Here is a 23823-nt window from a genome sequence, read left to right as displayed (position 1 = left end):
TAATGCTCAATATTTTTTCTATAAGTATAATGTTTTTTTGGTTTAATGTCAAGAATTATAAGATAAGGCTTGCTTTTAAAACAGAAAAAGTGAATCATTATAATGGAACGGGATTAGCGATAGTTAGACTTAAACTGGGAGGTTTTTTTTAGAATTATCTTTTGTAAAAATGTTGTTTATTTTAATAATTATTATCAAAATAAAAAACAATACATCTGAAAGATGAAAATTAAAAAATCCCAATCTTAGGATTGGGATCTTAATTTATAGATGACTTTATTTTAGTATAAACTGGGGTATTTGGATGGATTTACTTCATTCATCATTCCGTAAACTTTCTCAAAGATATCTTCAGTAGAGGGTTTTGAAAAATAATCACCGTCCGTACCATAAGCAGGTCTATGTGCTTTTGCTGTTAGCGTTTGTGGTTTGCTGTCTAAATAATTATAACCATCTTGATGCTCAATAATTTGTTGTAAAATATATGCCGAAGCACCACCAGGAACATCCTCATCAATTACCAGAAGACGATTTGTTTTAGCAATACTTTTTACTACATCTTTATTTAAGTCAAATGGGAGTAAAGATTGCAAATCGATAATCTCGCAATCAATACCTACTTCAAGCAGTTCTTTAGCGGCTTGTTGTACTAATCGTAAAGTTGAACCATAAGAAACCAATGTAATATCTGTTCCCGTTTTAAGGGTTTCAATAACTCCAATCGGAGTTTTGAATTCGCCGTAATTCAAAGGCATTTTTTCTTTTAATCGGTAGCCATTCAAACATTCAATAACTAAAGCAGGTTCGTCACATTCTAACAAACTGTTGTAAAAACCAGCTGCTTGGGTCATATTTCTAGGAACCAAAACGTGAATTCCTCGAATCGCATTTATGATCATTCCCATAGGAGAACCAGAATGCCAGATCCCTTCTAAACGATGCCCACGAGTACGGATAATTAATGGTGCTTTTTGTTTGCCTACGGTTCTGTATCGCAACGTAGCCAGATCATCACTCATAATTTGGATAGCATACAATAAATAATCTAAATATTGAATTTCGGCAATAGGACGAAGGCCTCTTAGAGCCATTCCTATTCCTTGACCTAAAATAGTTGCTTCCCGAATTCCTACATCTGCAACGCGGAGTTCTCCGTATTTTTCCTGCATTCCTTCTAAACCTTGATTGACATCTCCAATAGCTCCAGCATCCTCACCAAAAATTAATGTTTCTGGATATTTGGTGAAAATTGCATCAAAATTATCACGAAGAATCATTCGTCCATCAGTATCTTCTTTGGCATCTTCAGCATAAATAGGCAGAACTTTTTCAACAGAAAACACATTTAAATCCGTTTCTGAAAATAAGTTACTACTAAAATTCTTTTGAGTTTTAGCAGTATAAGATGATATCCATTGTGAAAGCTCTTGTTTCCCATTTTCATTAAGAATTAAACGCAATACTTTACGTGCAGTAACCAGAATTTCTTTTTTCAAAGGAGATTTGATTTCACTTAAATCAGCAATATATTTTAATAGTACTTGTTTGTTATTACTTGTATCTGCTATTTTTTGCAGTAAAGTGACGAGTTCTTTTTGTTCTTCAATAATTGGTTCTATAAAGGCATTCCAAGCAGCTTTTTTACCCTCTAAAACATCTTTTTTAGCTTGATTATCAATAGCGTCGATTTCGTCAGGAGAAGCAATGTTAATAGCAATCATCCATAATTTCATTTGACGAATGCAATCAAAATCTCTTTCCCAGGCCAATCGATCAGCGTTTTTGTATCTTTCATGAGAACCGGAACTGGAATGTCCTTGTGGTTGCGTCAATTCATTTACGTGAATCAAAACAGGAACATGATTTTCTCGGGCAATAGCCGCGGCTTTCTCATAAGTGGCAATTAAGTCTGCGTAATCCCAACCTTTCACTCTAAGGATTTCAAAACCATTCGTGTTGTGTTCTCTTTGATAGCCTTTTAATATTTCAGATATATTTTCTTTTGTTGTTTGGTGTCTTGCATGTACTGAAATTCCATATTCATCATCCCAAACACTCATTACCATAGGTACTTGTAAAACACCTGCGGCATTTATGGTTTCAAAAAATAATCCTTCGGATGTACTTGCGTTTCCAATAGTGCCCCAAGCAATTTCATTGCCTTCAGTAGAAAAATTAGATGCATTTGGTATTCCTGAAACTTGTCTGTATATTTTAGATGCTTGCGCCAGACCTAATAATCTTGGCATTTGTCCTGCTGTTGGAGAAATATCAGCACTTGAATTTTTTTGTTTGGTTAAATCTTTCCAAGAACCATCTTCATTCAAACTATGCGTAGCAAAGTGACCACCCATTTGTCTTCCTGCTGACATTGGATCTTGATTAATATCAGTATGACCATATAATCCGGCAAAAAATTGTTGAATAGAAAGTTCACCAATAGCCATCATAAAGGTTTGATCACGATAATAGCCAGAACGGAAATCGCCATTTTGAAACGCTTTTGCCATAGCTAGTTGTGGTACTTCTTTTCCATCTCCAAAAATGCCAAATTTGGCTTTTCCTGTCAATACTTCTTTACGTCCTAACAGGCTGCATTCTCGGCTTATTATGGCTGTTGTATAGTCATTCAGAACTTCGATTTTGAAATCTTCAAATGTCAATGTAGTATTGGTTTTTTCTTTTATCATAATTGAAAAGTATAACTTTATGAAGCAAATTTACTTAAAAACTAGCTATTTTCATAATTCATTGAAAAAAATAGAATTTAATTATTGCAATTAATTCTAATAAAAAGAACTTTATTTTTTCACTATATGTAATTTTATATTTGATTTAATAAGAATAGTTTAATAAATAATGATAATAATATTGGATTAGAACCATTTTCGATTAAAAAGATTGATTAATGTTTTAGGTGAAAAAGTTACTATAAAACGTATTTTTTCATTATAATTATCTTGAGAAACTTCCCATCCGTTGTTAGAGTAGACCGGAAAATACAATTCAAAATAGTCTGTAACCAGATTTAAACGAATTCCACTGTCATAAACAAATCGTTCTTTTATCCCTTTATTTTTTATAAAACCAACATCGCCATACACTTCAATCCAATTCCATATGCTATAACTTGCATTCAAGCTAGTGATCCATCGATTGGCATAAGGCGTAGTAATTTTTGATTTAAAACCGCCTTCGGCTACTACATATTGTTGGCTAAAAAGTCCTGTACTTTCGGATCTACCAAAATAATTATAATCAAAAAGATAGTCTGTTGGCCGGTCTAATGCAAAGCTAAAGAAATCCGATTGCGTTTTATTGTATAAAAAATTTCCTATATATAAGCGTAAATTAATTTGACGATTGTTTTCAAAGAGTTTTCGATACTCTATTTCACTAGTAATTTTTCCGAATTTTCCAGAAATTTGTAAATCCGTAGTAAAATTAAAATGATTCGTTACCTCTGTTTTTGTATTTACATATCTCGCATCAAAAACTGAATAATTTTCAGGAGAATTGTCGAGCACCAAGGCGCTTTTTTCCTTATTGACAATAACTTGTCGGAATAAAAACAGTTGTTTTCTGTTGTCTCTGAAATTGGGTTCACGAATGCGCAATTGTAGTGCCGGATTTAGTCTAAAATAAGCAGCATCCTCAGCATAATGAAAATAGGATCCACTTACTGAATAACGGGCATTGTAAAGGGTTGTGTTTCTAAAATTTTGGTTGACTACAAAAACGGCTGAACCTGATAAATTATTTGATTTAGTAGAGTAAGAAGGATTAACATCAAAAATAAAAGGCTTTTCCAAAATGGTTTTATTATGCAATCTAATTCCTGGAGTTAAACCATCATATAAATTGTAATATATTGACGGTACATAAAGTACTTGGTTGTAATAAGGATCCTCTAAATCTTTCATGAAAACAAACTTTACAGGGCGATTATTAGGAAAAAAACCTTCTAATTTCTTCCAGTTATTTCTTAAATTATATTCTGGAACTTCATTTTTTAAATTTAAAATAATTTTGTCAGCATTATTTCTGGGTATCTTGAAAGTAGTGTCGGTTTCATTAATATCAAGCCATTGTTTAAAAACAATTTGACCTTTTTTAGTACTATAAACTGGAATGGGAATAAGAGTTCCAGTTCTGTTTTTAATTGAAAAAGTGATGCTGTCTTGGGTTTTTAATACCCTTGAAAATTTATAATCAATGATGTCTCTTGAATTAATAATTGTATTAAAAAACCAACTGATATCTTTAGTTGTATTTGATTTTAATAAAGTTTCAAAATCGGATCTTGACACTTGTTGCAACTGATTTTTTTTATATAATTGTTGAATGCTGGTCTTTACAGTATTATTTAACAAATAATCATCCAGAAACCGCATGCTTAATCCCGCACGGTATTTACTGGCAATTTGTTCATTGAATTTTATTAAAGTGTTTTTTGGATCGCCTAACGGCTGATCTAGATTTTTACGAGCCATCAACATATAGAAATAACTGTATTGTCCATTAAAGTCAATATTAGTCAAATTGTAACTTTTTAGCAATCTAATGTTTGATGCGCTACCCATCATTTTAGCTTTGGGATGATTTTCATCCATATATTTCATCATCGCATAAACTTGAATCCCATCATAAATCCAATTGTCTTTTCTAGGATCCAGATGTAAACTCTTTTTTAAATATTCGTTTAAATAGGTTTTCAAAAATTTAATTTCGAAAATAAATTCATCAGAAAAAGGACTTATAAATGAGGGAAGCTGATTCAATCCATAAAAAGGATTTTTTTCATAATCCGTTTGGGAAACCACAATTTTTTCATAAGGATATTTCCCAATCAAATCACTTGCAAAATTAACAATTCGATCAATTACAATTGCTTTTTGAATATTATTTAATTTGTTGTTTTTCATATCCGTCAGCACTTCAACGAAACTATTTTTGTAATTCTCAAAATTCAATTTCGGCTCAATGATCAGACTAAAATCAGTTCTGTTATTCCCCCATAATTTGTAGTTTGAGAAGCCATTATTATCAGTTGTTTTCTCAGTGTTTAAATCGGATGTTGCCTCTAAAGTGTTGGGTAGTTTAAGATCAATTTCAAAGTCAGATGCAGCATTGGCAATATCATCCAAGTTATTATTACTATTATTTATGAAACTATTGTTTTCATAACGGGCAGGAGTAAGATACCAATTTTTGAGGCTTAAAGTCCCATTGTTGTGGTACCCATATTTGGTAAATTTTTCGCTGGGAATTTTAGTGATGTACGAAAGATGCAAAGCTACTTTCTGATTTGGAAGTAACGGATTTTTAAGTTTAACAACAATATAATCAGGGTTTTTTTCGGTCCTTTGCCAAGACAAAAACTGCTCTGAATCATCAATTATAATTAAATTTATTGTGCTTCCACGCTCTTCTTCTTTGGCTAAATGAAATCCTCTATAAAATTCATCCGAAAATCGTTTGGCTAAAGGTGTGTTTTTGTTGGAGAAAGCGTGATTCCAGTCATTAAGAACAATCGATGTCAACGTATCTTCTGACTGGTTTGTAAAAATAATTTCCTGCTTGATATCTAATGTCTTTTTTTCAGTATTAAGCACCGCCGAGATAGTAGAATGCTGTTGTGCGTATTGATTTACTGAAGCTAATAAAACAAGAATATAAAAGATTATTTTAAGGTATGATTTCAAATTTTGGTATGTTTATTAAAAAAATAAATATACCTCATAATTAGATATAATTCTTACTATGAACCTTAAAAATTAAACATAAAAAAAGCTGCTTTGAGAGAGACTTGCATAGGTAAGTCTAAGTAAAGAATTTTAGTGTTTTTCTAAATTCATAAATAGGCTTTTGAAATCGAACTTTGTAAATCTCTAAAAGTTCTGTTCCTTATTTATTTGTATCAGATATTGTACTTATTATTATTATTATTATTATTATTATTCCTGAACCTTTTTATAATCATAAATCATATTTAGTAAATAAATCTAAGCCAATTGTTTTACATGCAGTTTTCAGTTCAATTAAGAATTTTTTTGTTGTATTTACAATACAATGCTTTGCTTTTAAAGTAATTGTTACTTATAATTTTAGTTGTACCTAAAAATATGATTCTAAACATGAATGGAGAAATAGGAGAAGAGTATTTTTTACCTTTTGAGTCTTTTTTTTTTAAATAAAATTCAAATTTAAAAATTTGACTATATAAGCGAAATCCTCTTGAAAATCATTTTAGTGCTATTCTTACACTATTCATTTTGTAGTTTCCCTTTTAAATATTAAAATTTTTGCCATAATAAGCACAACCAACTATTGTCGAGTTTAAGAACCTTTTTTCTTTATACACCGTCCTCTAGGCTCATCTGCTTCATGAAGCACAATTTCAGAATGAAGGAACTTTGCGGCTTCTGCTGAATCGTTCACTTTGGTAGCACTACGATCTAACATTTCTGCTTCAAAATCAGTTAATACACTTTCCCTTATTCCAGCTTTTCTCCATTGAGATAAAGGTCTGCATCCTCTTGAAATTCCGCGGGCTAGTGCGAGTGCATCCAACAATGCTTGATTTGCTCCCTGTCCTTTGAAAGGACTCATAGGGTGAGCCGCATCGCCAATTAGAGTTACTTTTGCTGCTTTCGCTAGTAATTCTGAACGGAGTAATTCTCGGTCATAAACGGGATAACCAGAAATTTGAGCTTTTTCGGTTGCCTTTAAAATCTGAGGAATGGGATCGTGCCACTGAGTTCTTCGGCATGCTTCTTCTTTGAGTGCTTGAGGACCTTGAGCACTTAATGCCATAGCTTGTTCTTCTGACATTGGGAAACTCAATTGCCACATTACGGAGTCTGAAGTATAAGGCATGATATAAATCCGCTCATTCCCATTGGCGGTTTGAAATACAGTAGCCGAGTCCAATAAAGGATTATTAAGATCTTCTAGAGCATTTAAAGGGCAAATACCCAATATCACTATACAATCTAGGTACCGTAAAGGGTTGATATCGGCACCAATCAACAACCTGCGCACTGAACTGCGAATACCATCGGCTCCAACTACTAGATCCGCTTTGCTATGCTTGATCTTTCCATTCACTTGAAAGCTTAGATCAACACTGTTGTCCTCACATTCTTTATAATCTAATAACTGATATCCCCACTGTACAGCATCCCGTCCGCCAAGCTGCTTAAGTAGCGCTAAGCGCAAAGATTGCCTTGCAATATGCACATTTGTACGTCTCTGAGTGGTTTTCGCATCTGACTGCGTCCATTTTCTGACTCCCCATTCCCCAATAACTTTTCCATCTGTAGTATGAACTACATGTCTTGTTGAAATCACCCCTTCTTCCAGCGAGAAAATACCCAATCCTTCGATCGCTTTACTAGCTTGCTGTAGAGTGAGTCCGTAGCCCTGAGACCTGGCTTCGAAATTATTATCGCGCTCATATAAGGTAAAAGGAATTCCACGGTGTAAACACGCCACAGCAAGAGCCACACCTCCAATACCGCCACCAATAATGGCAATGTGTGGATAGTTTGCTGCATCCGCTATAGTAGGACTCAAAGAACGAAACAGCCCAGATCCGGAACATTTCGGGCAGGAGTGAAGGTGACCTTTAGGCGGAACTGGAGCTGTCCCTTCGCCATTCGTCTTTTTAAATTGGTCTAAAGCTTGCTGGTAGTTTAGTCGTGCTTTCTTGGTTAGTCCTCGACTTTTCTTGCCTCTTCCTTGACATTCTACGCACATAGTCCAGCTTACTTTTTCATTTTCTACTTTTTTCACTTCATTATTGAATTAACTAATGCTGGTCCTAATTATTAACTTCTATATACTGTAACGGCAGAAACTTACATTTTTCAGTGTTTTACCCCTTGCGGCAGTTGCGTAACTTTAGGATAAAATATTTGTAACACAAAACTACTTTTTCAAATTGAAATAGAAAGGATTTCACAGTGCTATTTTCTTTAAATCCTGCAAAAAAAGGTTTATAAACAGGTTCGGAAGTAAGGATAAGACAAATTTCATTAGAAACAATGGAGTTATTTATTTCTTAGAGTTTGGGAAATATAAGTATTATAAAAAGCATTATAAAAATTAAAGGTTTCTTAAATTGATTTGAATGCATTTTTACTTATCGTAAATTAGCAATTCGATAACCTAAACATGGAAACCATGAAAAGGAAAATCACTTTAGTCGCATTTATACTGGGTTTTGTATTATCGGCGAGCGCTCAAAAGAGAATTGAAATAACTGAATTACCAATAGCAGCACAGGATTTCCTTCAAAAATATTTTAACCACACCTCTGTTAAGATCGTAAAGAAAGATGCTGAATACGGTGAAAAAGTTTACGAAGTCAAGCTTAAAGATGGTACTGAAGTAGAATTTTGGAAAGACGGTTCCTACCGAGAGGTTGATGGACGGAACAAACTCATTCCAACCACTTTTATTCCCGCATCAGTCATAGATTATGTGGCAAGAAATTACCCGAATGAAAAAATCACACACATTGATTATGGGCATAAAAACCTTGACGTTGATTTAACAAACAATATTGATTTAGAATTTACAAAAGAAGGAAAAATTTTAAAAGGAAAAAAACGAAACTAAAAAAGGGGTTTATAATTAACCATTTTTAAATATATAAAACTCCATTTGAAATAACGAAGTTTTCCATTTCTTAATAGTTTATGATTTAAGCTGATTATTCTAAATCCATCATTAATAGTGCTATTTTATTGAACAATTCACCCACGCCTAACGCCGCCCAAATGATAAAAAGACCCAATAAAATCTTTATTACAAGCGGAATTGAAAAGCCTGTTATTTTCTTACAAATTATATTTGTAGGTGGAAAATAAACGACAGAAAGTAAAATGAGGAAAACTCCAAAACCCAGATCATTTCCCCAAAAAGTATTTATAAGTCCGATTGCCAAAACAACTATTCCAAATAGCCAACTCATTATATTCCAAACATTTGATTTAGTATCCATGATTCTTAAATTATTAATGTTTAAATTTTTTTTTGTTTTTTTAAATTACTTGTTTAATGCTATGTTATTAAAGTACTTTGTATTTCAAAGTTAAATAAAATATTTTCTTTATTTAACTTTTTTAAAAATATTATTTTGTGTTGGTAATATTACATAGTAAAAACAAGATATAGATCATATTACAAGATTTTACAAATAATATTTTTTATTTAAAAAAATACATTTAAAACTATTTTAAATGCCTAACATTTTAAATCTAGTATAGAATTGCATTTAAATAGTTCTGTTTTAACTTTAAAAACGCGTCATTTATTGGAGGATTTTTTTAATTTTTTTGAAGTGTTATTAATCCAATGTCAAGGCACCTAAAATTTCTTCAGACATGAAAGGTCCTCCAGGATATTTAGCCGTATAATCTAGATTCATCCAGATTTGACCACGCTCATCAACGTGATAATGAAGTTTTTTTTCATCACTCTCACTGACAAATAATACATTTTTAATCAGAAAATTTACTTTTTCTAAATCGGTTAGAGAGCCTATCAATATTTCGGGATAAATATGTCCCGTGGTATGAATTAATCTGGGTGTTCCACCAATAGACTTGATACTGGCAGCCATTAATATCGAATGATCATCACAATCCCCAGAAAAATACAGTAGTGATTCCGTAGCTGTAGCAATATAATCACGTGCTTTTGGGTCACTTACATAGTTCCACCGGCTATTTATTTCCTTAAAAACGGCAAAACATTGAATTATGGTTCTGTAATCAGAATACCCTTTTACATCTTTGAAATGTTTAGACGTTGCCATAATCGCAAAATTTCGGATTTTCGGATTTTGATATTCTATAGCATTGATAATTTTTGATTTATTGGGAAAGGGAAGTAATTTTGCAATGATAATGTCTTGAGGATATGGATTGTCAGACATAGTATACATTATTGAATTATAATCCTCATAAACGCTGTTAAATCCATAATTTCCAATAGTAGAACCATACACTAAAATTAATAAATATAGAATGATACAAAAGAGAATAATAGTTCTCAAGTATCTAAGGATAATTTGAATTAGAACAATCATTAACAAAAATAAAACTACTCGGTCAATATTTAGAAACCAATTTGGGTTAATTAAATTCTGATGTAAAATAATAAAGAGTGGAATAGCAATTAATATATTCAGAATGAAAATAATAACGTCATCCCAAGGTTTTTTGACCTGAAATCGCTGTTTTATACCCTGAAAATTAATTTTTTTTATTTTTATCATAGTAAAAATAAAAACAGTAATCTAGACTGTTTTTACAATATCCTCAAAAGTACCTTTTTTATCTATAATTTTAAGTTGAAAAAGTTGATTTTGAATTATGTTTAACATTTCTGCTGATAATGTTTTTTGGGACCATTTTGTTAAGGACAACCAATCCTGGATATCTTCAATTTTTTGACAGTAATGTGAAGCTAAAGTTTTGTCAATACTTGGAATGTTTTTAAAATCTCCTGTAGTTTGATTATTGATCGCCAGAATTTTTGAAATAATAGCTGGATTTTTTTCTAAAACCTCCTCACGAACAGCAATTACAAAACAAGGCCATGGAGTAGGACAATCAGCAACTCTACGAAAAATACCTTTGTCTACAAGTGGTTTGGTCATGAAACGCTCCCACATGAAATAATCGGCAGTTCCATTAGTCAAAGCTTCAACAGCGCCATCAATGGTATTTACAATTTCAAACTGAAGATTATCTGTTCTCCAACCTTGATTATCAGCATTGACGTAAGCCATTAATTGCGAACCTGATCCTAATCTGGAAATAGCCACTTTAGTGTTTTCTAAGTCAGCTAATGTCCTGTAATTTGAGTTTGTCGCTACGTGAATCCCCCAAATTAATGGGCTTTCTACATAAACCTGAACTATTTTACTCGGGTTTCCGGCTACGATATCTTTTACGATTCCTTCGGTTAGGAGTACGGCAATATCCGTTTCACCATCACGAAGCATTTGACTCATTTTTCCAGTTCCTTCGGGAACGTCAGTCCATTGCAAATCGATGTTTTCTTTTTCAAAATCTCCGTTTTCTATTGACAAATGCCAGGGAAGATTGAAATGTTCCGGAACTCCAGCTATTTTTATTGTTTTCATTATAGGTTAGGATTTTTTAATTCGTACCAATTCCAAGAAACGCCGTCCTCCAAATATTGTTCGGTTATTTTTAGTCCAATTTTTTGTAATATTCTGTTTGATGCGATATTGGCAGTATGCGCTGCGGCTTCCATAATTTTAATATTCATCACATTAAAACCATAATCCAGCCAAGCAAAACTGGCTTCACTTGCATATCCTTTGCCCCAGAATTTTTCGTTAAACCGATAACCAATGTCGTAGAAATGAATTTTGTTATTCACCATTTCGGTGTTGTATTTTAATCCGGCCCAACCAATTAATTCATTTGTTGCTTTCAAAACAACTACAAATCGTCCAATATCATTTTGGGTGTATTGTTCTCTAACAAGCCTGATATACGCATGTACTTCGCTAATATCTGTCAATGGTTTGTTCCAAAGATATTGATGTACATTAGGATTGCTGTCCATTTCAAATAATGCTTCGGCATCTGAAACTAGCATTTCTCTTAAAATTAATCGGTCGGTTTCTAAAATAAGATTCATGTTTTACTAAAATTTAATGGTTCCCGATTTAGCCCTGATAGTAGTGAAAATCCTTTTCCTTTTTTCTTTAAAAAGGAAAATATTGCAACGTATAGCGGGAAATAGCTCCTAAAATCACACATTAATATCTTTAAAATTATTCAATCTCGCATACCGAATCATATTGGTGAAGGCTTCCTGATCCAGTTTTGGTATTTCAAGAATAGAATTTAATAAAGTGGTATCATATTCGTTGGCAGCTGTTGTAAAATAAGGGTTTAAATGTTTGCCAATACTTTCATAATACAATTTTTCGATTGTGTTTTTGTATTTGAAGTCTAACGAATTTTGTATTAATGTAAAATTGGTATAACCAACTTCCTTCATAATTAACTGCAATCCATTTACCATATTAAAACTTTTATGATGTACAATATTAAGTTGCTCAATATCGTCTCTTTCAAATGTATTTACAATCACTTTAGCGACATAATCAACAGGGATAATGTTCAAAACAGTGTCTTCATTGACAATAAAACGCACATTTTCTTGTTCTCCTTTTCGTTGAGAAGTAAAGTGAAAAAACTTTGCTAAAAGATAAAAAACCATATATTTAGAAATAAAATACTGATTTTCAATTCCTAACATTTTACCACCAATCACACTAGGACGCAGAATTTGAAAAGGCAAACCTATTTTTTTACATTCTAGTGCTATAAAATTTTCCGAATGAAATTTAGCATTTTCATACGCATTGCGATGCTCGGGTTTGAATCCTAAACTATGAAAATCATTGTCAATTAATCCTTTTCGGTTTCCAGAAGAAAAAGCGGTTCCGATGTAGATAAACTTTTTTATAAAAGGATGAAATAGATTAAAAAGTGTCTTTGTGATTTTTGTGTTTTCATCAAAAATTCTTTCCCGTTGTTCTTCATCGGTAGACAAATTCACGAATCCAGCCGAATGGATAAAATAAGCATCTTTTATTTGACTTGAAAAAGTATCTTGAATTACTGCCAAATCAGTATCGATGATTTCAATGTATTCGTGCAATTTTGTGATGCCTTTGTCTTTTATGACTTTAGGCGTATAACTGCTAGATAAAAGTTCGTTTATTCGATCTAAAGCGGAGTTTTTACCTTTATTTCGGGCAATAATAAAGAGTTTCCCATCAATTTTAGTGTTGATAAAAAGCTCCAGAATTTCATACATAATATGAGATCCCAGAACTCCTGTAGCACCTGTAAGTATTATTTTCATTATCGTTTTGTTCTAAAAAACAAATGTAGTTTTAAAAAAATTAAAGAGCACTTTTTTAAAACTACAAATGGGTATGGTTTTCAAAATTATTTTGGTTATCCCAAAGCAATTTTTTCTAATGTATACGCTATCAATTCATCAACGGCTTTGTATGGATCTTCACTGAATGTTCCCGAAGCACGATTGGCAATAATTGCGTTTAATGACAATGCTTGATGTCCTAAAAGCGATGAAAGTCCATAAATTGCTGCCGTTTCCATTTCTAAGTTGGTGATTTGGCTGTCACCAAATTTAAAATTGTCCATTTTAGAATTCAACGCTTCGTCTTGAATATTCAAACGCAACACGCGACCTTGCGGACCATAAAAACCACCGGCAGTTGCGGTAATTCCTTTGTGCATTTTATTGCTTTCTATCATTTTTTCTAATTTTTCAGAACAAGCAATCACGTATGGTTTTCCTTTTCGTAAATCCCAATTGGTGTGTTTTACAAAAGCATCCTCCATTTCAAGATTCGAAACTTCGTCAATTAAATAGGAGCGGAGCATATTGTCTAAGCCTAATCCAAATTTTGACATCACAAAACTATCCACAGGGATATCAGCTTGTAAAGAGCCTGAAGTTCCAATACGGATGATGTTCAATGAAGTCAGTTTTTCTTTTGGCTGACGGGTTTTTAAATCAATATTTACTAAAGCATCCAGTTCATTGATGACAATATCAATGTTGTCAGGACCAATTCCAGTTGACATTACTGTAATTCGCTTGCCTTTGAAAATACCGGTTTGGGTTTTGAATTCTCTTTTTTGAGTTGAAAATTCGATGCTTTCAAAAAAATGCGTGATTTTCTCCACGCGATTTTGATCTCCTACAAAAATAATATCGTGTGCAATATGTTCTGGTTTTAAATTCAAATGGTACACGCTACCGTCTGGATTTAATATTAATTCTGATGATTGTATCATTATTTTTTTGTTTGATGTTTAAGGCTTAAAGTTACTCAACCAAAGACGAATAGCGAAATACTTTTATCCTCCAACACGTTTTACTTTAAATCCTTTTTCTTTTAAAATAACCATTATTTTATCACGATAATCACCTTGTATGATAATGGAATCATCTTTGAAAGTTCCCCCAACACTCAATTTAGTTTTGATTTCCTTGGCAAGAATTTTAAAATCCTCGTCGGTTCCTTCATAACCCTCAATTATAGTAGTCGCTTTTCCTTTTCGTTTTTCGAATTTACAAATCATTGGTTCTTTTTGAACGTATAATTCGTGAGCCACTTCTTCAATTGCTTCTTCAGGAGATGGTTCGTGATCTGGAAAAAGGTTTTTTAATTGGTCTTGTAAGTCCATTTTTTTAAAAATTAATTGATTATTAAACCATTAAGAAGTTAAGAAAATTAAGTTTTTACGGCTCTTAATGGACCTTGAATTTCTTAATGGTAAAAAACAAAAAGACATCAAGCGAACTCGATGTCTTCCTTGAACTATAAATTAAAAATTATTTTTTGATTAACCCTAAATCTACTAAACGCTCGTATAAATAGGCTCCTGCGGTAATATCTTCGAATTTTTTTGGATGTTCTGCATCAATACAGTTTTCCAAACAATCCAATTTCATGTCGCTCACCGGATGCATAAAAAACGGAATAGAATAACGGGAAGTTCCCCATAATTCTCTTGGCGGGTTTACCACTTGATGAATGGTCGATTTCAATTTGTTATTTGTATGACGCGATAACATATCGCCCACATTAATGACTAATTCATCTGATTCAGCAATAGCATCAATCCATTCTCCATCGTGATTTTGTACTTGCAACCCTTTTCCTTGCGCACCCATCAACAAAGTAATCAAGTTAATATCACCGTGAGCAGCAGCTCTAATAGCGTTTGCTGGCTCAGAGGTAATCGGTGGGTAATGAATAGGTCGTAAGATTGAATTTCCGTCTTTGGCGTACTGATCAAAATAAAATTCATCTAAACCAAGGTGTAAAGCCAAAGCTCTTAAAACATAAACTCCTGTTTTCTCTAGCATTTGGTAGGCTTCTTTACCCACTACATTAAAGCGGGGAAGTTCTTTAACTTCAACATTTTCAGGATACTCTGAAGCATATTTTGAATCTTCGGACACGTATTGTCCAAAGTGCCAAAACTCCTTCAAATCACCTTCTTTTCTGCCTTTGGCATGTTCTGTTCCAAAAGAAACATAACCTCTTTGTCCGCCAATTCCAGGGATTTCGTAACTGTGCTTTGTTTCTAAAGGCAAAGCGAAAAAGTTTCTGATTTCACCATACAATTCATCAACCAGTTGGTCGTTTAAAAAATGCCCTTTGAGTGCTACGAAGCCAATATCTTCAAATGCACTTCCGATTTCATTTACAAATTTTTGTTTACGTTTCGGGTCGTCCGAAAGGAAATCACGCAAGTCAACACTAGGAATGTTTTGCATACTTTTAAATATTTTTTAATAACTTGAAGGCCTAAAACCTTGCAGATACAAATGTAAAGAATAATTTTATATCTTAATTTTAAACTTTGGAGTAAAATAAAAATATATAACAAAATATAGCTAAACTGTTATATTTTTTTATCTTTGAACCATATAATAAAACTGAAAAAATGACTTTTGACAGAAAAAATCTTACTGACAATCAATTATTAGATTTATACAAACGGATACTAAAACCAAGGCTTATAGAAGAAAAGATGTTGATTCTTATTCGTCAGGGAAAAGTATCAAAATGGTTCTCTGGAATTGGTCAAGAGGCAATTTCTGTTGGAGTTACGGCAGTTTTAGACTCGGATGAGTATATTTTACCAATGCATCGAAATTTGGGGGTTTTCACAGGAAGAGACATTCCGTTGTACCGCCTTTTTTCGCAATGGCAAGGCAAAGCCAATGGTTTTACCAAAGGTCGTGATCGCAGTTTTCACTTTGGAACACAACAATACAAGATTATAGGTATGATTTCCCACCTCGGGCCTCAATTAGGAGTTGCAGACGGAATCGCTTTGGCCAATAAACTAAAGAAAAACGGAAAAGTTACCGCAGTTTTTACTGGTGAAGGCGCTACCAGTGAAGGCGATTTTCATGAAGCGTTAAACATTGCTGCTGTATGGGAATTACCGGTGCTGTTTGTGATTGAGAATAATGGCTATGGGCTTTCGACACCTACAAATGAACAATACCGTTGCGAAAACCTAGCTGATAAGGGTAAAGGTTACGGAATGGAAAGCCATATTGTTGATGGAAATAATATTCTGGATGTGTTTAATTTGTTATCTGAATTGAAGGCTTCGATGAAAGAAAATCCACGTCCTGTTTTATTGGAATTCAAAACTTTCAGAATGCGTGGGCACGAAGAGGCGAGTGGGACCAAATATGTTCCGCAAGAGTTGATGGACATGTGGGCGATTAAAGATCCCGTAGAAAATTATAGAAAGTATTTGGCAGAAAACGGAATTCTTACAGCTGATTTTGATGCGGCTTTGCATGCTGAAATAAAGAAGGATATTGACGAAAGTCTAGTTATTGCCAATGCGGAACCGGAAATTGAGGCTACTTTAAGTGAAGAGCTAAATGATGTTTATAAACCGTATGTATTTGAGCATGTGAAACCTTCAGAAGGAAAAGAAAATATTCGTTTTATAGATGCCATTTCAGCTAGTTTGAAACAATCGATGGAGCGTCATGATAACTCAGTAATCATGGGTCAAGATATTGCGGAATATGGCGGTGCTTTTAAAATTACTGATGGTTTTGTAGCACAGTTTGGTAAAGAGCGGGTCATCAATACGCCAATTTGTGAAAGCGCAATAGTTTCGGCAGGAATGGGATTATCGATAAATGGTTATAAAGCGATTGTGGAAATGCAGTTTGCCGATTTTGTTTCGACAGGATTTAATCCAATTGTGAATTTATTAGCCAAATCACATTACCGTTGGTTAGAAAAAGCTGATGTTGTGGTACGAATGCCTTGTGGCGGAGGAACGCAAGCGGGGCCTTTTCACTCGCAAACTAATGAAGCTTGGTTTACCAAAACACCGGGTTTGAAAGTAGTTTACCCAGCCTTTCCCTATGATGCCAAAGGATTGTTGAATACGTCCATAAATGACCCGAATCCAGTATTATTTTTTGAGCACAAACAATTGTATCGGAGTATTTACCAAGATGTTCCTACTGATTATTATACCATTCCATTAGGAAAAGCGGCTTTGTTGAAAGAAGGGACTGATGTTACTATTATTTCGTTTGGAGCAGCGGTGCATTGGGCTTTGGATACTTTAACAAAAAATCCTGATATTTCTGCTGATTTGCTGGATTTAAGAACTTTACAGCCTTTGGATACTGAAGCTATTTTTGCTTCGGTAAAGAAAACGGGAAGAGTGATTATTTATCAGGAAGACAGCATGTTTGGAGGTATTGCCAGTGATATTTCGGCAATGATAATGGAAAATTGTTTCAAATATCTTGATGCACCAGTAAAACGAGTGGCAAGTTTAGACACGCCAATTCCGTTTACAAAAGCATTAGAAGATCAATATTTGCCGAAAGGCAGGTTTGAATCGGATCTTAAACAACTTTTAGCGTACTAATAATTGAACATATAATTGGGTTGTTTTTAGTGTTTTGATTCTAAAAATAACCTAATATCCAATAGATAATTATAAATAGTATAATTGTTCCAATACAACCTCCGCCTAATTTTTTGGCTCCGTAACCTGCTAGTAGTGTTTTGAAAAATCCGTTCATGATTTTATGTTTTAATTACATATAAATTTAAACTTTATTTTTATATCGGCAAACTTTATTTTAACTTAACAAAACCAGATGTGACTTATGATCAAGTATTTAAGCTAATTATTGATGATTTAAAATGTGACATGGAATTCAGTAAATTTGATAATTAATTATTTTTATAAGCCAAATAGTTATACAATCTTATTTAAAAGATAAGTTTATAAATATGAAATATTTGTAAATAATTAGTTACTAGAAACTACAGTTTATAATAAGGTACACCATTTAATTAAAAAAGGTAAAGTGTGTAACTTATTGTAAATACTACTAATCATTAAAATCTTATCGATTGATCAATTTGGCTTTTTCCTTAATTATATCACTGATTTTTCGGTTTTCAATTTTGCTTTCGAGCCAAGAAATAATATCTAAATAAAGGAAAGCCCTTTTCTCATAAGTATTTTTTTCCAATTCAATAAATCGAGCTCTCATTTTTATAAACTCCTTTTTGATATCTGTAGGATAAATAGAGTTTAAGTTTTTCAAAAATCGAATAATTTCTTTTTGCACTTCATGTAAATCATTCATTTTGATGAGGAATTTATAAGTATTTTTCAACTGATTTTCCAGATAATAATCCTTACCTAACTCATAATGAGCAATTAAACACAAAATTCGGGCAAAACACATCAAATCTTCCCGCATCGAAAGATTTTTGTTGTTTATAATTTTCTCTAAATAAAAGATACATTCCGCATATTTTTCATTTCCAAAATAAATAGAGGCAAATTTATAATAGAACAACATTTCGTGATGCTCATCAAGATGATCCGTATGAATTTTTAATTTATTTAATACTTCAGGAATTAAATATTCGCTTTCCGCAAAGGTCCCTTCTAGAATATGAAAATTCAATTTATTATTATAAACATACAAGAATGATAACGATGCAATATTATCATTTACGGGGAAACGCGGATCTTTTATGGTTTGTTCCAATAATAGTAAATACTTCTTAAATTTTGATTTGTATTTTAACATGAATAAAGATTCTAATAAATAATGGTTTCCTTTTAGGAAAAACACAGGATTCAAATAAATCATGCTGGGAGTGTCATAAAATAGGGTTACCCATTTTAAAGAATATTTATAGCACGATAGAAAATCTTGGACTAAAAAACTCCTCCAAAGATTGGCGTTGTAAAACCAATATTTTTCTCGGAAACCAAATTTTGTCTCATCAAATTTAGAAATATGTTTTTTGAAATAATCATCAATATAGGTGTATTCCTGGTCACTTTTTACATAACCTGTTTTTAGCATGATCCCATATAACTGAAGGGATAAATTAGACAATTTACTGGAAATAGTATTGCGATAATTTAATTCTTTGGCTTGGATTACCAATTCATCAGCCCGTCCTTGAATACTTCGCGTGATGTATTGTGATTCGATTAATTTTTCGAATTCTACAATTTCATAAGCCATCAATTTCTCGTCATTTTCTAAAGCGAGAATCTTTGTTTTATCCAAGATTTTTAAGCTCTGCTTATACAACCCTTTATTATAAAGAATCGCTGCAAAATCAATTTGTTCCCTCAACTGATATCTAATATTCTGGCTCGGAATATTCAATCGAATGCTCACTAAAATTTGTTTATATAAATACGATTTAAGATTTGATAATTGTACTTTTTTTATGACACCACTTTTTAAAATAAGTTTCTCATCATAGATTTCTGTTTTATCTAAAATATTGAATAATTCGATAAATTTTGTATTGGAACTAGTTTCTAATCGGCTCGCAAAAATCTTAAATTGTCTTTTTTCAGATTTTGAAAGGGATTTAATTAATACAAACAGGAAATCTTTTTGATGGTTAGCCATTGTAAAATATAGTAGCGTAATGTTTTGTAAATCAGTAGTTTATAAAGTTTTTAATTACTTTATAAGCAGTATATTTCATTAAATTGAGTTTTAGAATAAAGTAATGAAAGATATTTTTGTTATCAAGATGTGAAATTACATTAAATAAATGAAAATGAATAGAGAGAAAGTTCAAATTTTTGATACCACTTTGCGAGATGGAGAACAAGTCCCGGGATGTAAATTAGATACCAACCAAAAACTAGTTATAGCAAATCGATTAGACGAAATGGGCGTTGACATTATTGAAGCTGGTTTTCCTGTTTCAAGTCCAGGTGATTTTTTATCTGTTTCAGAAATAAGCAAAATTGTCAAAAATGCTATTGTTTGCGGATTGACAAGAGCGGTAAAAAACGATATTGATGTTGCGGCTCAAGCTTTAAAACATGCCAAAAGACCTCGTATTCATACAGGAATTGGTACTTCAGAATCCCATATTGTACACAAGCTAAATACAACAAGAGAAGATATAATAGCCAGAGCAAAATATGCAGTTTCACATGCTAAATCCTATGTTGAGGATGTAGAATTTTATGCCGAAGATGCAGGAAGAACAGATAATGAATTCTTAGCTAGAGTCTGTGAGGAAGCAATTAAATCGGGAGCCACTGTGCTTAATATTCCAGATACGACAGGGTATTGTCTGCCGGATGAATATGGTGCAAAAATTAAGTATTTAAAAGAAAACGTCAAAGGGATTGATAATGTAATTCTGTCCTGTCATTGTCATAATGATTTAGGTATGGCTACAGCTAATTCAATTGCAGGAGCAGTAAATGGAGCCAGACAAATTGAGTGCACTATTAATGGAATTGGAGAGAGAGCTGGAAATACAGCACTGGAAGAGGTGGTAATGATTTTTAAACAACATCCCTATTTGAATTTGGACACTAACATTAATACCCGTCAGCTAAATGAAATGAGCCGATTGGTTTCTGAAAGTATGGGAATGATCGTGCAACCCAATAAAGCAATTGTTGGTGCGAACGCTTTTGCGCACAGCTCTGGGATTCATCAAGATGGGGTGATAAAAAATAGAGCCACTTATGAAATTATGGATCCATTAGAAGTTGGGGTCAATGAATCCTCTATTGTTCTTACAGCCAGAAGTGGAAGAGCAGCATTGGCCTACAGAGCTAAAAAAGTAGGATACGAACTTACAAAAGTTCAATTAGACATTGTTTATGTTGAATTTTTAAGGTTTGCTGATATTAAAAAAGAAGTTTTGGATGATGACATTCATCAAATAATTGAAGCCTGTAAAATGAATAAGGAATTAATCCTTAATTAAAACATTTTGATTTTTACTTAAATCTAAATCCTATTATTATGAACTTAAAAATAGCAGTACTTTCCGGAGATGGCATTGGCCCGGAGGTAATTTTACAAGCAAAAAAAGCATTATATGCAATTGGTGTGGTTTTCGATCATGAATTTGTATTTGAGGACGCGCTTGTTGGCGGGGATGCTATTGAAAAAACAGGAAATCCCTTACCGGAGCAAACACTTAACCTTTGTTTGAATACAGATGCAGTATTGTTTGGAACAGTTGGTGATCCAAAATACGATAGCAACTCTGATCCTAAATTAAGACCATTAAGCGGATTGCTAAAATTGAGACAAGCTTTAGGATTGTATGCAAACATAAGGCCTATCAAACCCTATCATGACTTGTTAGATTTATCTCCTTTAAAAAGAAAAATAATCGAGGATACTGATTTCATTATTTTTAGAGAAATTTCTGGAGGTTCTTATTTTAGTGAAAAAAAGACCAATGAAACAGGAACTTTAGCTTCTGATCTATGTGAGTACTCTGAAGAAGAAATCATTAGAATTGCTCATTTGGCTTTCAGATCTGCACAAAAAAGACGAAAAAAAATCACTCTCGTAGACAAAGTCAGTATTCTTGAAACCTCAAGATTGTGGAGAAAAATTGTGTTAGAAATCGCTGAAATTTATCCAGACGTAGTATTAGAATTTCTTTTAGTTGATGCTGCTGCCATGCAAATTATTATTAATCCAAGACAATTTGATGTCATTCTGACGGAAAATTTATTTGGTGATATTTTATCTGATGAAGCTAGTGTAATTACAGGAGCCATTGGTTTGCTTCCATCGGCATCATTAGGAAATTCGAATGCGCTTTTTAGGCCTATCCACGGCTCTTATCCTGAAGCAAAAAGGAAAAACATCGCTAATCCTATTGCGTCAATAGTATCGGCAGCGATGCTTTTGGAACATTTTGGTCTTTTTATTGAATCTAAAAGAGTATACGAAGCCGTTCAAAAAGCCATTGAATTGAATGTCATTACGGCAGATTTAAATCCCTATTCAAAATTTGGAACAAATGAAGTGGGAGACTTTATCTCAAATTATATTTTAAGCAAAGATGATTTGTATTTCAAAAGTGATAATGTATACATAGGGCAGTCAACAATTGTTTAAAATTTTAATAAAATAATTTACATACAAATACATACATAATGGAATTAAATAAATACAGCAAAACTATAACACAGGATGAAACACAACCTGCAGCGCAAGCCATGTTGTACGGAATTGGTTTAACTGAAGACGATTTAAAAAAAGCACAGGTAGGAATCGTAAGTATGGGTTACGAAGGAAATACGTGTAACATGCACTTAAATGATCTTGCAAAAGAAGTTAAACAAGGTGTTTGGAATGCTGATTTAGTCGGTTTGATTTTTAATACTATTGGTGTCAGTGACGGTATTTCGAATGGAACAGAGGGTATGCGATTTTCATTGGTTTCTCGTGATATAATTGCGGATTCTATCGAGACAGTAATGGGAGCACAATGGTATGATAGTTTAATAGCAATTCCTGGTTGTGATAAAAATATGCCAGGAGCCTTGATTGCTATGGGAAGAGTAAATCGCCCAGCCATTATGGTGTATGGAGGATCAATTCATTCTGGAAAATGGAAGGGAGAATCTTTGAATATTGTGTCGGCTTTTGAAGCATTAGGGAAGAAATTCCAAAATACTATTTCCGATGAAGATTTTAAAGGAGTCATTCAAAATGCATGTCCAGGTGCAGGTGCTTGCGGTGGTATGTACACTGCGAACACAATGTCATCAGCCATTGAAGCTTTAGGAATGAGTTTGCCTTATAGTTCCTCGTATCCTGCTTTGAGTAAGGAAAAAAGACAAGAATGTCATGAAGCTGGAAAAGCGATCAGAATACTTTTAGAAAAAGATATTAAGCCAAGAGATATTATGACTCGTAAAGCTTTCGAGAATGCGATTACACTGGTAGCCGTTTTAGGAGGTTCTACAAATGCGGTAATGCACTTAATTGCAATGGCATATTCTGTTGATGTTGAAATTACCTTGGAAGATTTTCAAGCAATAAGTGATAAAACTCCTGTTCTTGCTGATTTGAAACCGAGTGGTAAATATATGATGGAGGATTTACATGATGTTGGAGGTGTTCCAGCGGTGATGAAGTATTTGTTAAAAGAAGGATTCATTCATGGAGACTGTTTAACAGTAACAGGAAAAACAGTTGCCGAAAATTTAGCTTCAGTTCCTGATTTAAATGATGGACAAAAAGTAATTTATGAAATCCAAAAAGCATTAAAACCAACAGGGAATATTCAAATATTGTATGGGAATCTTGCTTCTGAAGGAGCTGTTGCAAAAATAAGCGGAAAAGAAGGGGAATATTTTGAAGGGACTGCTGTTGTTTTTGAAAGCGAATTCGATGTAATTCCTGGTATTCAAGCTGGAATGGTAAAACCAGGAGATGTAGTCGTCATTAGATATTGTGGGCCAAAAGGTGGTCCTGGGATGCCTGAAATGTTAAAACCAACTTCAGCAATTATTGGCGCCGGATTAGGTAATAGTGTTGCTTTGATTACAGATGGTAGATTCTCGGGAGGTTCACATGGATTTGTGGTAGGGCACATAACACCCGAAGCATATGATGGAGGTGGTATTGCACTAGTTGAAAATGGTGATTTGATTATTATTGATGCGATAAAAAATACGATAAATCTAAAAATATCTGACACCGAATTTGCCAAAAGAAAAGCTAATTGGGTTCAACCAGCTTTGAAAGCGACAAAAGGAGTCTTATTAAAATATGCCAGATCTGTTTCAAGTGCATCTACAGGATGCGTAACAGATAAATAAAAGCCTAAAGCAATATCAAAAATCTGTCACAATTGTATTGAAACAGTTGCAACAGCTAAAAAAT

17 protein-coding genes are annotated in these 23823 nt (G+C 33.1%); 5 read left to right on the top strand and 12 right to left on the bottom strand.

Annotated elements, in window-relative coordinates; all coding sequences use genetic code 11:
• Positions 1–281: 281 nt before the first annotated feature.
• From ACNQF9_RS08360 to ACNQF9_RS08350, 3 genes are all read right to left on the bottom strand, one after another.
• A complete protein-coding gene (locus ACNQF9_RS08360; RefSeq protein ID WP_417990011.1) occupies positions 282–2690 on the bottom strand; it encodes an alpha-ketoacid dehydrogenase subunit alpha/beta in 2409 nt (802 codons plus the stop codon).
• A 186-nt stretch (positions 2691–2876) separates the two neighbouring features.
• Positions 2877–5624 carry a gluzincin family metallopeptidase gene (locus ACNQF9_RS08355; RefSeq protein WP_417990215.1) on the bottom strand — a complete coding sequence of 916 codons (2748 nt, stop codon included), beginning with the start codon at positions 5622–5624 and terminating at the stop codon, positions 2877–2879.
• A 715-nt stretch (positions 5625–6339) separates the two neighbouring features.
• Positions 6340–7761 carry an FAD-dependent oxidoreductase gene (locus ACNQF9_RS08350; protein WP_417990010.1) on the bottom strand — a complete coding sequence of 474 codons (1422 nt, stop codon included), beginning with the start codon at positions 7759–7761 and terminating at the stop codon, positions 6340–6342.
• A 426-nt stretch (positions 7762–8187) separates the two neighbouring features.
• On the opposite strand from ACNQF9_RS08350, the gene ACNQF9_RS08345 reads away from it, so the two are divergent.
• On the top strand, positions 8188–8625 hold the full coding sequence (locus tag ACNQF9_RS08345) for a PepSY-like domain-containing protein (RefSeq protein ID WP_417990009.1): 438 nt from the start codon (positions 8188–8190) through the stop codon (positions 8623–8625).
• Between the two features lie 94 nt (positions 8626–8719).
• Here the strand turns inward: ACNQF9_RS08345 and ACNQF9_RS08340 are convergent, their stop codons facing one another.
• The 8 genes from ACNQF9_RS08340 to ACNQF9_RS08305 form a co-directional block, all read right to left on the bottom strand.
• A complete protein-coding gene (locus ACNQF9_RS08340) occupies positions 8720–9010 on the bottom strand; it encodes a hypothetical protein (RefSeq protein WP_417990008.1) in 291 nt (96 codons plus the stop codon).
• Between the two features lie 345 nt (positions 9011–9355).
• Entirely contained in the window at positions 9356–10288 is a 933-nt protein-coding gene (locus tag ACNQF9_RS08335) for a transglutaminase (protein WP_417990007.1), read from the bottom strand.
• Between the two features lie 21 nt (positions 10289–10309).
• Complete coding sequence (locus ACNQF9_RS08330) at positions 10310–11161, bottom strand: substrate-binding domain-containing protein (RefSeq protein WP_417959992.1); 852 nt, start codon at positions 11159–11161, stop codon at positions 10310–10312.
• On the bottom strand, positions 11161–11688 hold the full coding sequence (locus tag ACNQF9_RS08325; RefSeq protein WP_417959993.1) for a GNAT family N-acetyltransferase: 528 nt from the start codon (positions 11686–11688) through the stop codon (positions 11161–11163). Before ACNQF9_RS08325 ends, ACNQF9_RS08330 begins: the two co-directional genes overlap by 1 nt.
• A 114-nt stretch (positions 11689–11802) precedes the next feature.
• Entirely contained in the window at positions 11803–12927 is a 1125-nt protein-coding gene (locus ACNQF9_RS08320; RefSeq protein ID WP_417959994.1) for an SDR family oxidoreductase, read from the bottom strand.
• A gap of 95 nt (positions 12928–13022) precedes the next feature.
• Positions 13023–13892 (bottom strand): nucleoside phosphorylase, encoded by an 870-nt coding sequence (locus tag ACNQF9_RS08315; protein ID WP_417959995.1) that lies wholly within the window; start codon positions 13890–13892, stop codon positions 13023–13025.
• A 63-nt stretch (positions 13893–13955) separates the two neighbouring features.
• Positions 13956–14285 carry a translation initiation factor gene (locus ACNQF9_RS08310; protein ID WP_417959996.1) on the bottom strand — a complete coding sequence of 110 codons (330 nt, stop codon included), beginning with the start codon at positions 14283–14285 and terminating at the stop codon, positions 13956–13958.
• Between the two features lie 148 nt (positions 14286–14433).
• A complete protein-coding gene (locus ACNQF9_RS08305; protein ID WP_417959997.1) occupies positions 14434–15384 on the bottom strand; it encodes an isopenicillin N synthase family dioxygenase in 951 nt (316 codons plus the stop codon).
• A gap of 170 nt (positions 15385–15554) precedes the next feature.
• Here ACNQF9_RS08305 and ACNQF9_RS08300 point away from each other — a divergent pair, with 170 nt between their 5' ends.
• Complete coding sequence (locus ACNQF9_RS08300) at positions 15555–17531, top strand: alpha-ketoacid dehydrogenase subunit alpha/beta (protein ID WP_417990006.1); 1977 nt, start codon at positions 15555–15557, stop codon at positions 17529–17531.
• A gap of 487 nt (positions 17532–18018) precedes the next feature.
• Here ACNQF9_RS08300 and ACNQF9_RS08295 read toward each other — a convergent pair whose 3' ends face one another.
• Complete coding sequence (locus ACNQF9_RS08295) at positions 18019–19563, bottom strand: hypothetical protein (protein WP_417990005.1); 1545 nt, start codon at positions 19561–19563, stop codon at positions 18019–18021.
• Between the two features lie 154 nt (positions 19564–19717).
• On the opposite strand from ACNQF9_RS08295, the gene ACNQF9_RS08290 reads away from it, so the two are divergent.
• From ACNQF9_RS08290 to ilvD, 3 genes are read left to right on the top strand one after another with little or no spacing between them, the layout of a single operon-like run.
• Positions 19718–20893 carry a 2-isopropylmalate synthase gene (locus ACNQF9_RS08290; protein WP_417990004.1) on the top strand — a complete coding sequence of 392 codons (1176 nt, stop codon included), beginning with the start codon at positions 19718–19720 and terminating at the stop codon, positions 20891–20893.
• Positions 20894–20931: 38 nt separating this feature from the next.
• Positions 20932–22047 carry a 3-isopropylmalate dehydrogenase gene (gene leuB, locus ACNQF9_RS08285; protein ID WP_417990003.1) on the top strand — a complete coding sequence of 372 codons (1116 nt, stop codon included), beginning with the start codon at positions 20932–20934 and terminating at the stop codon, positions 22045–22047.
• Positions 22048–22085: 38 nt separating this feature from the next.
• Positions 22086–23759 (top strand): dihydroxy-acid dehydratase, encoded by a 1674-nt coding sequence (ilvD, locus tag ACNQF9_RS08280; protein ID WP_417990002.1) that lies wholly within the window; start codon positions 22086–22088, stop codon positions 23757–23759.
• The last annotated feature ends 64 nt before the right edge of the window (positions 23760–23823 follow it).

This window comes from Flavobacterium amylolyticum (genome assembly GCF_048284335.1).
Taxonomy (GTDB): domain Bacteria; phylum Bacteroidota; class Bacteroidia; order Flavobacteriales; family Flavobacteriaceae; genus Flavobacterium.
Note: the sequence above shows the minus strand (reverse complement) of the source record. Positions and strands in the feature narration are given on the sequence as shown.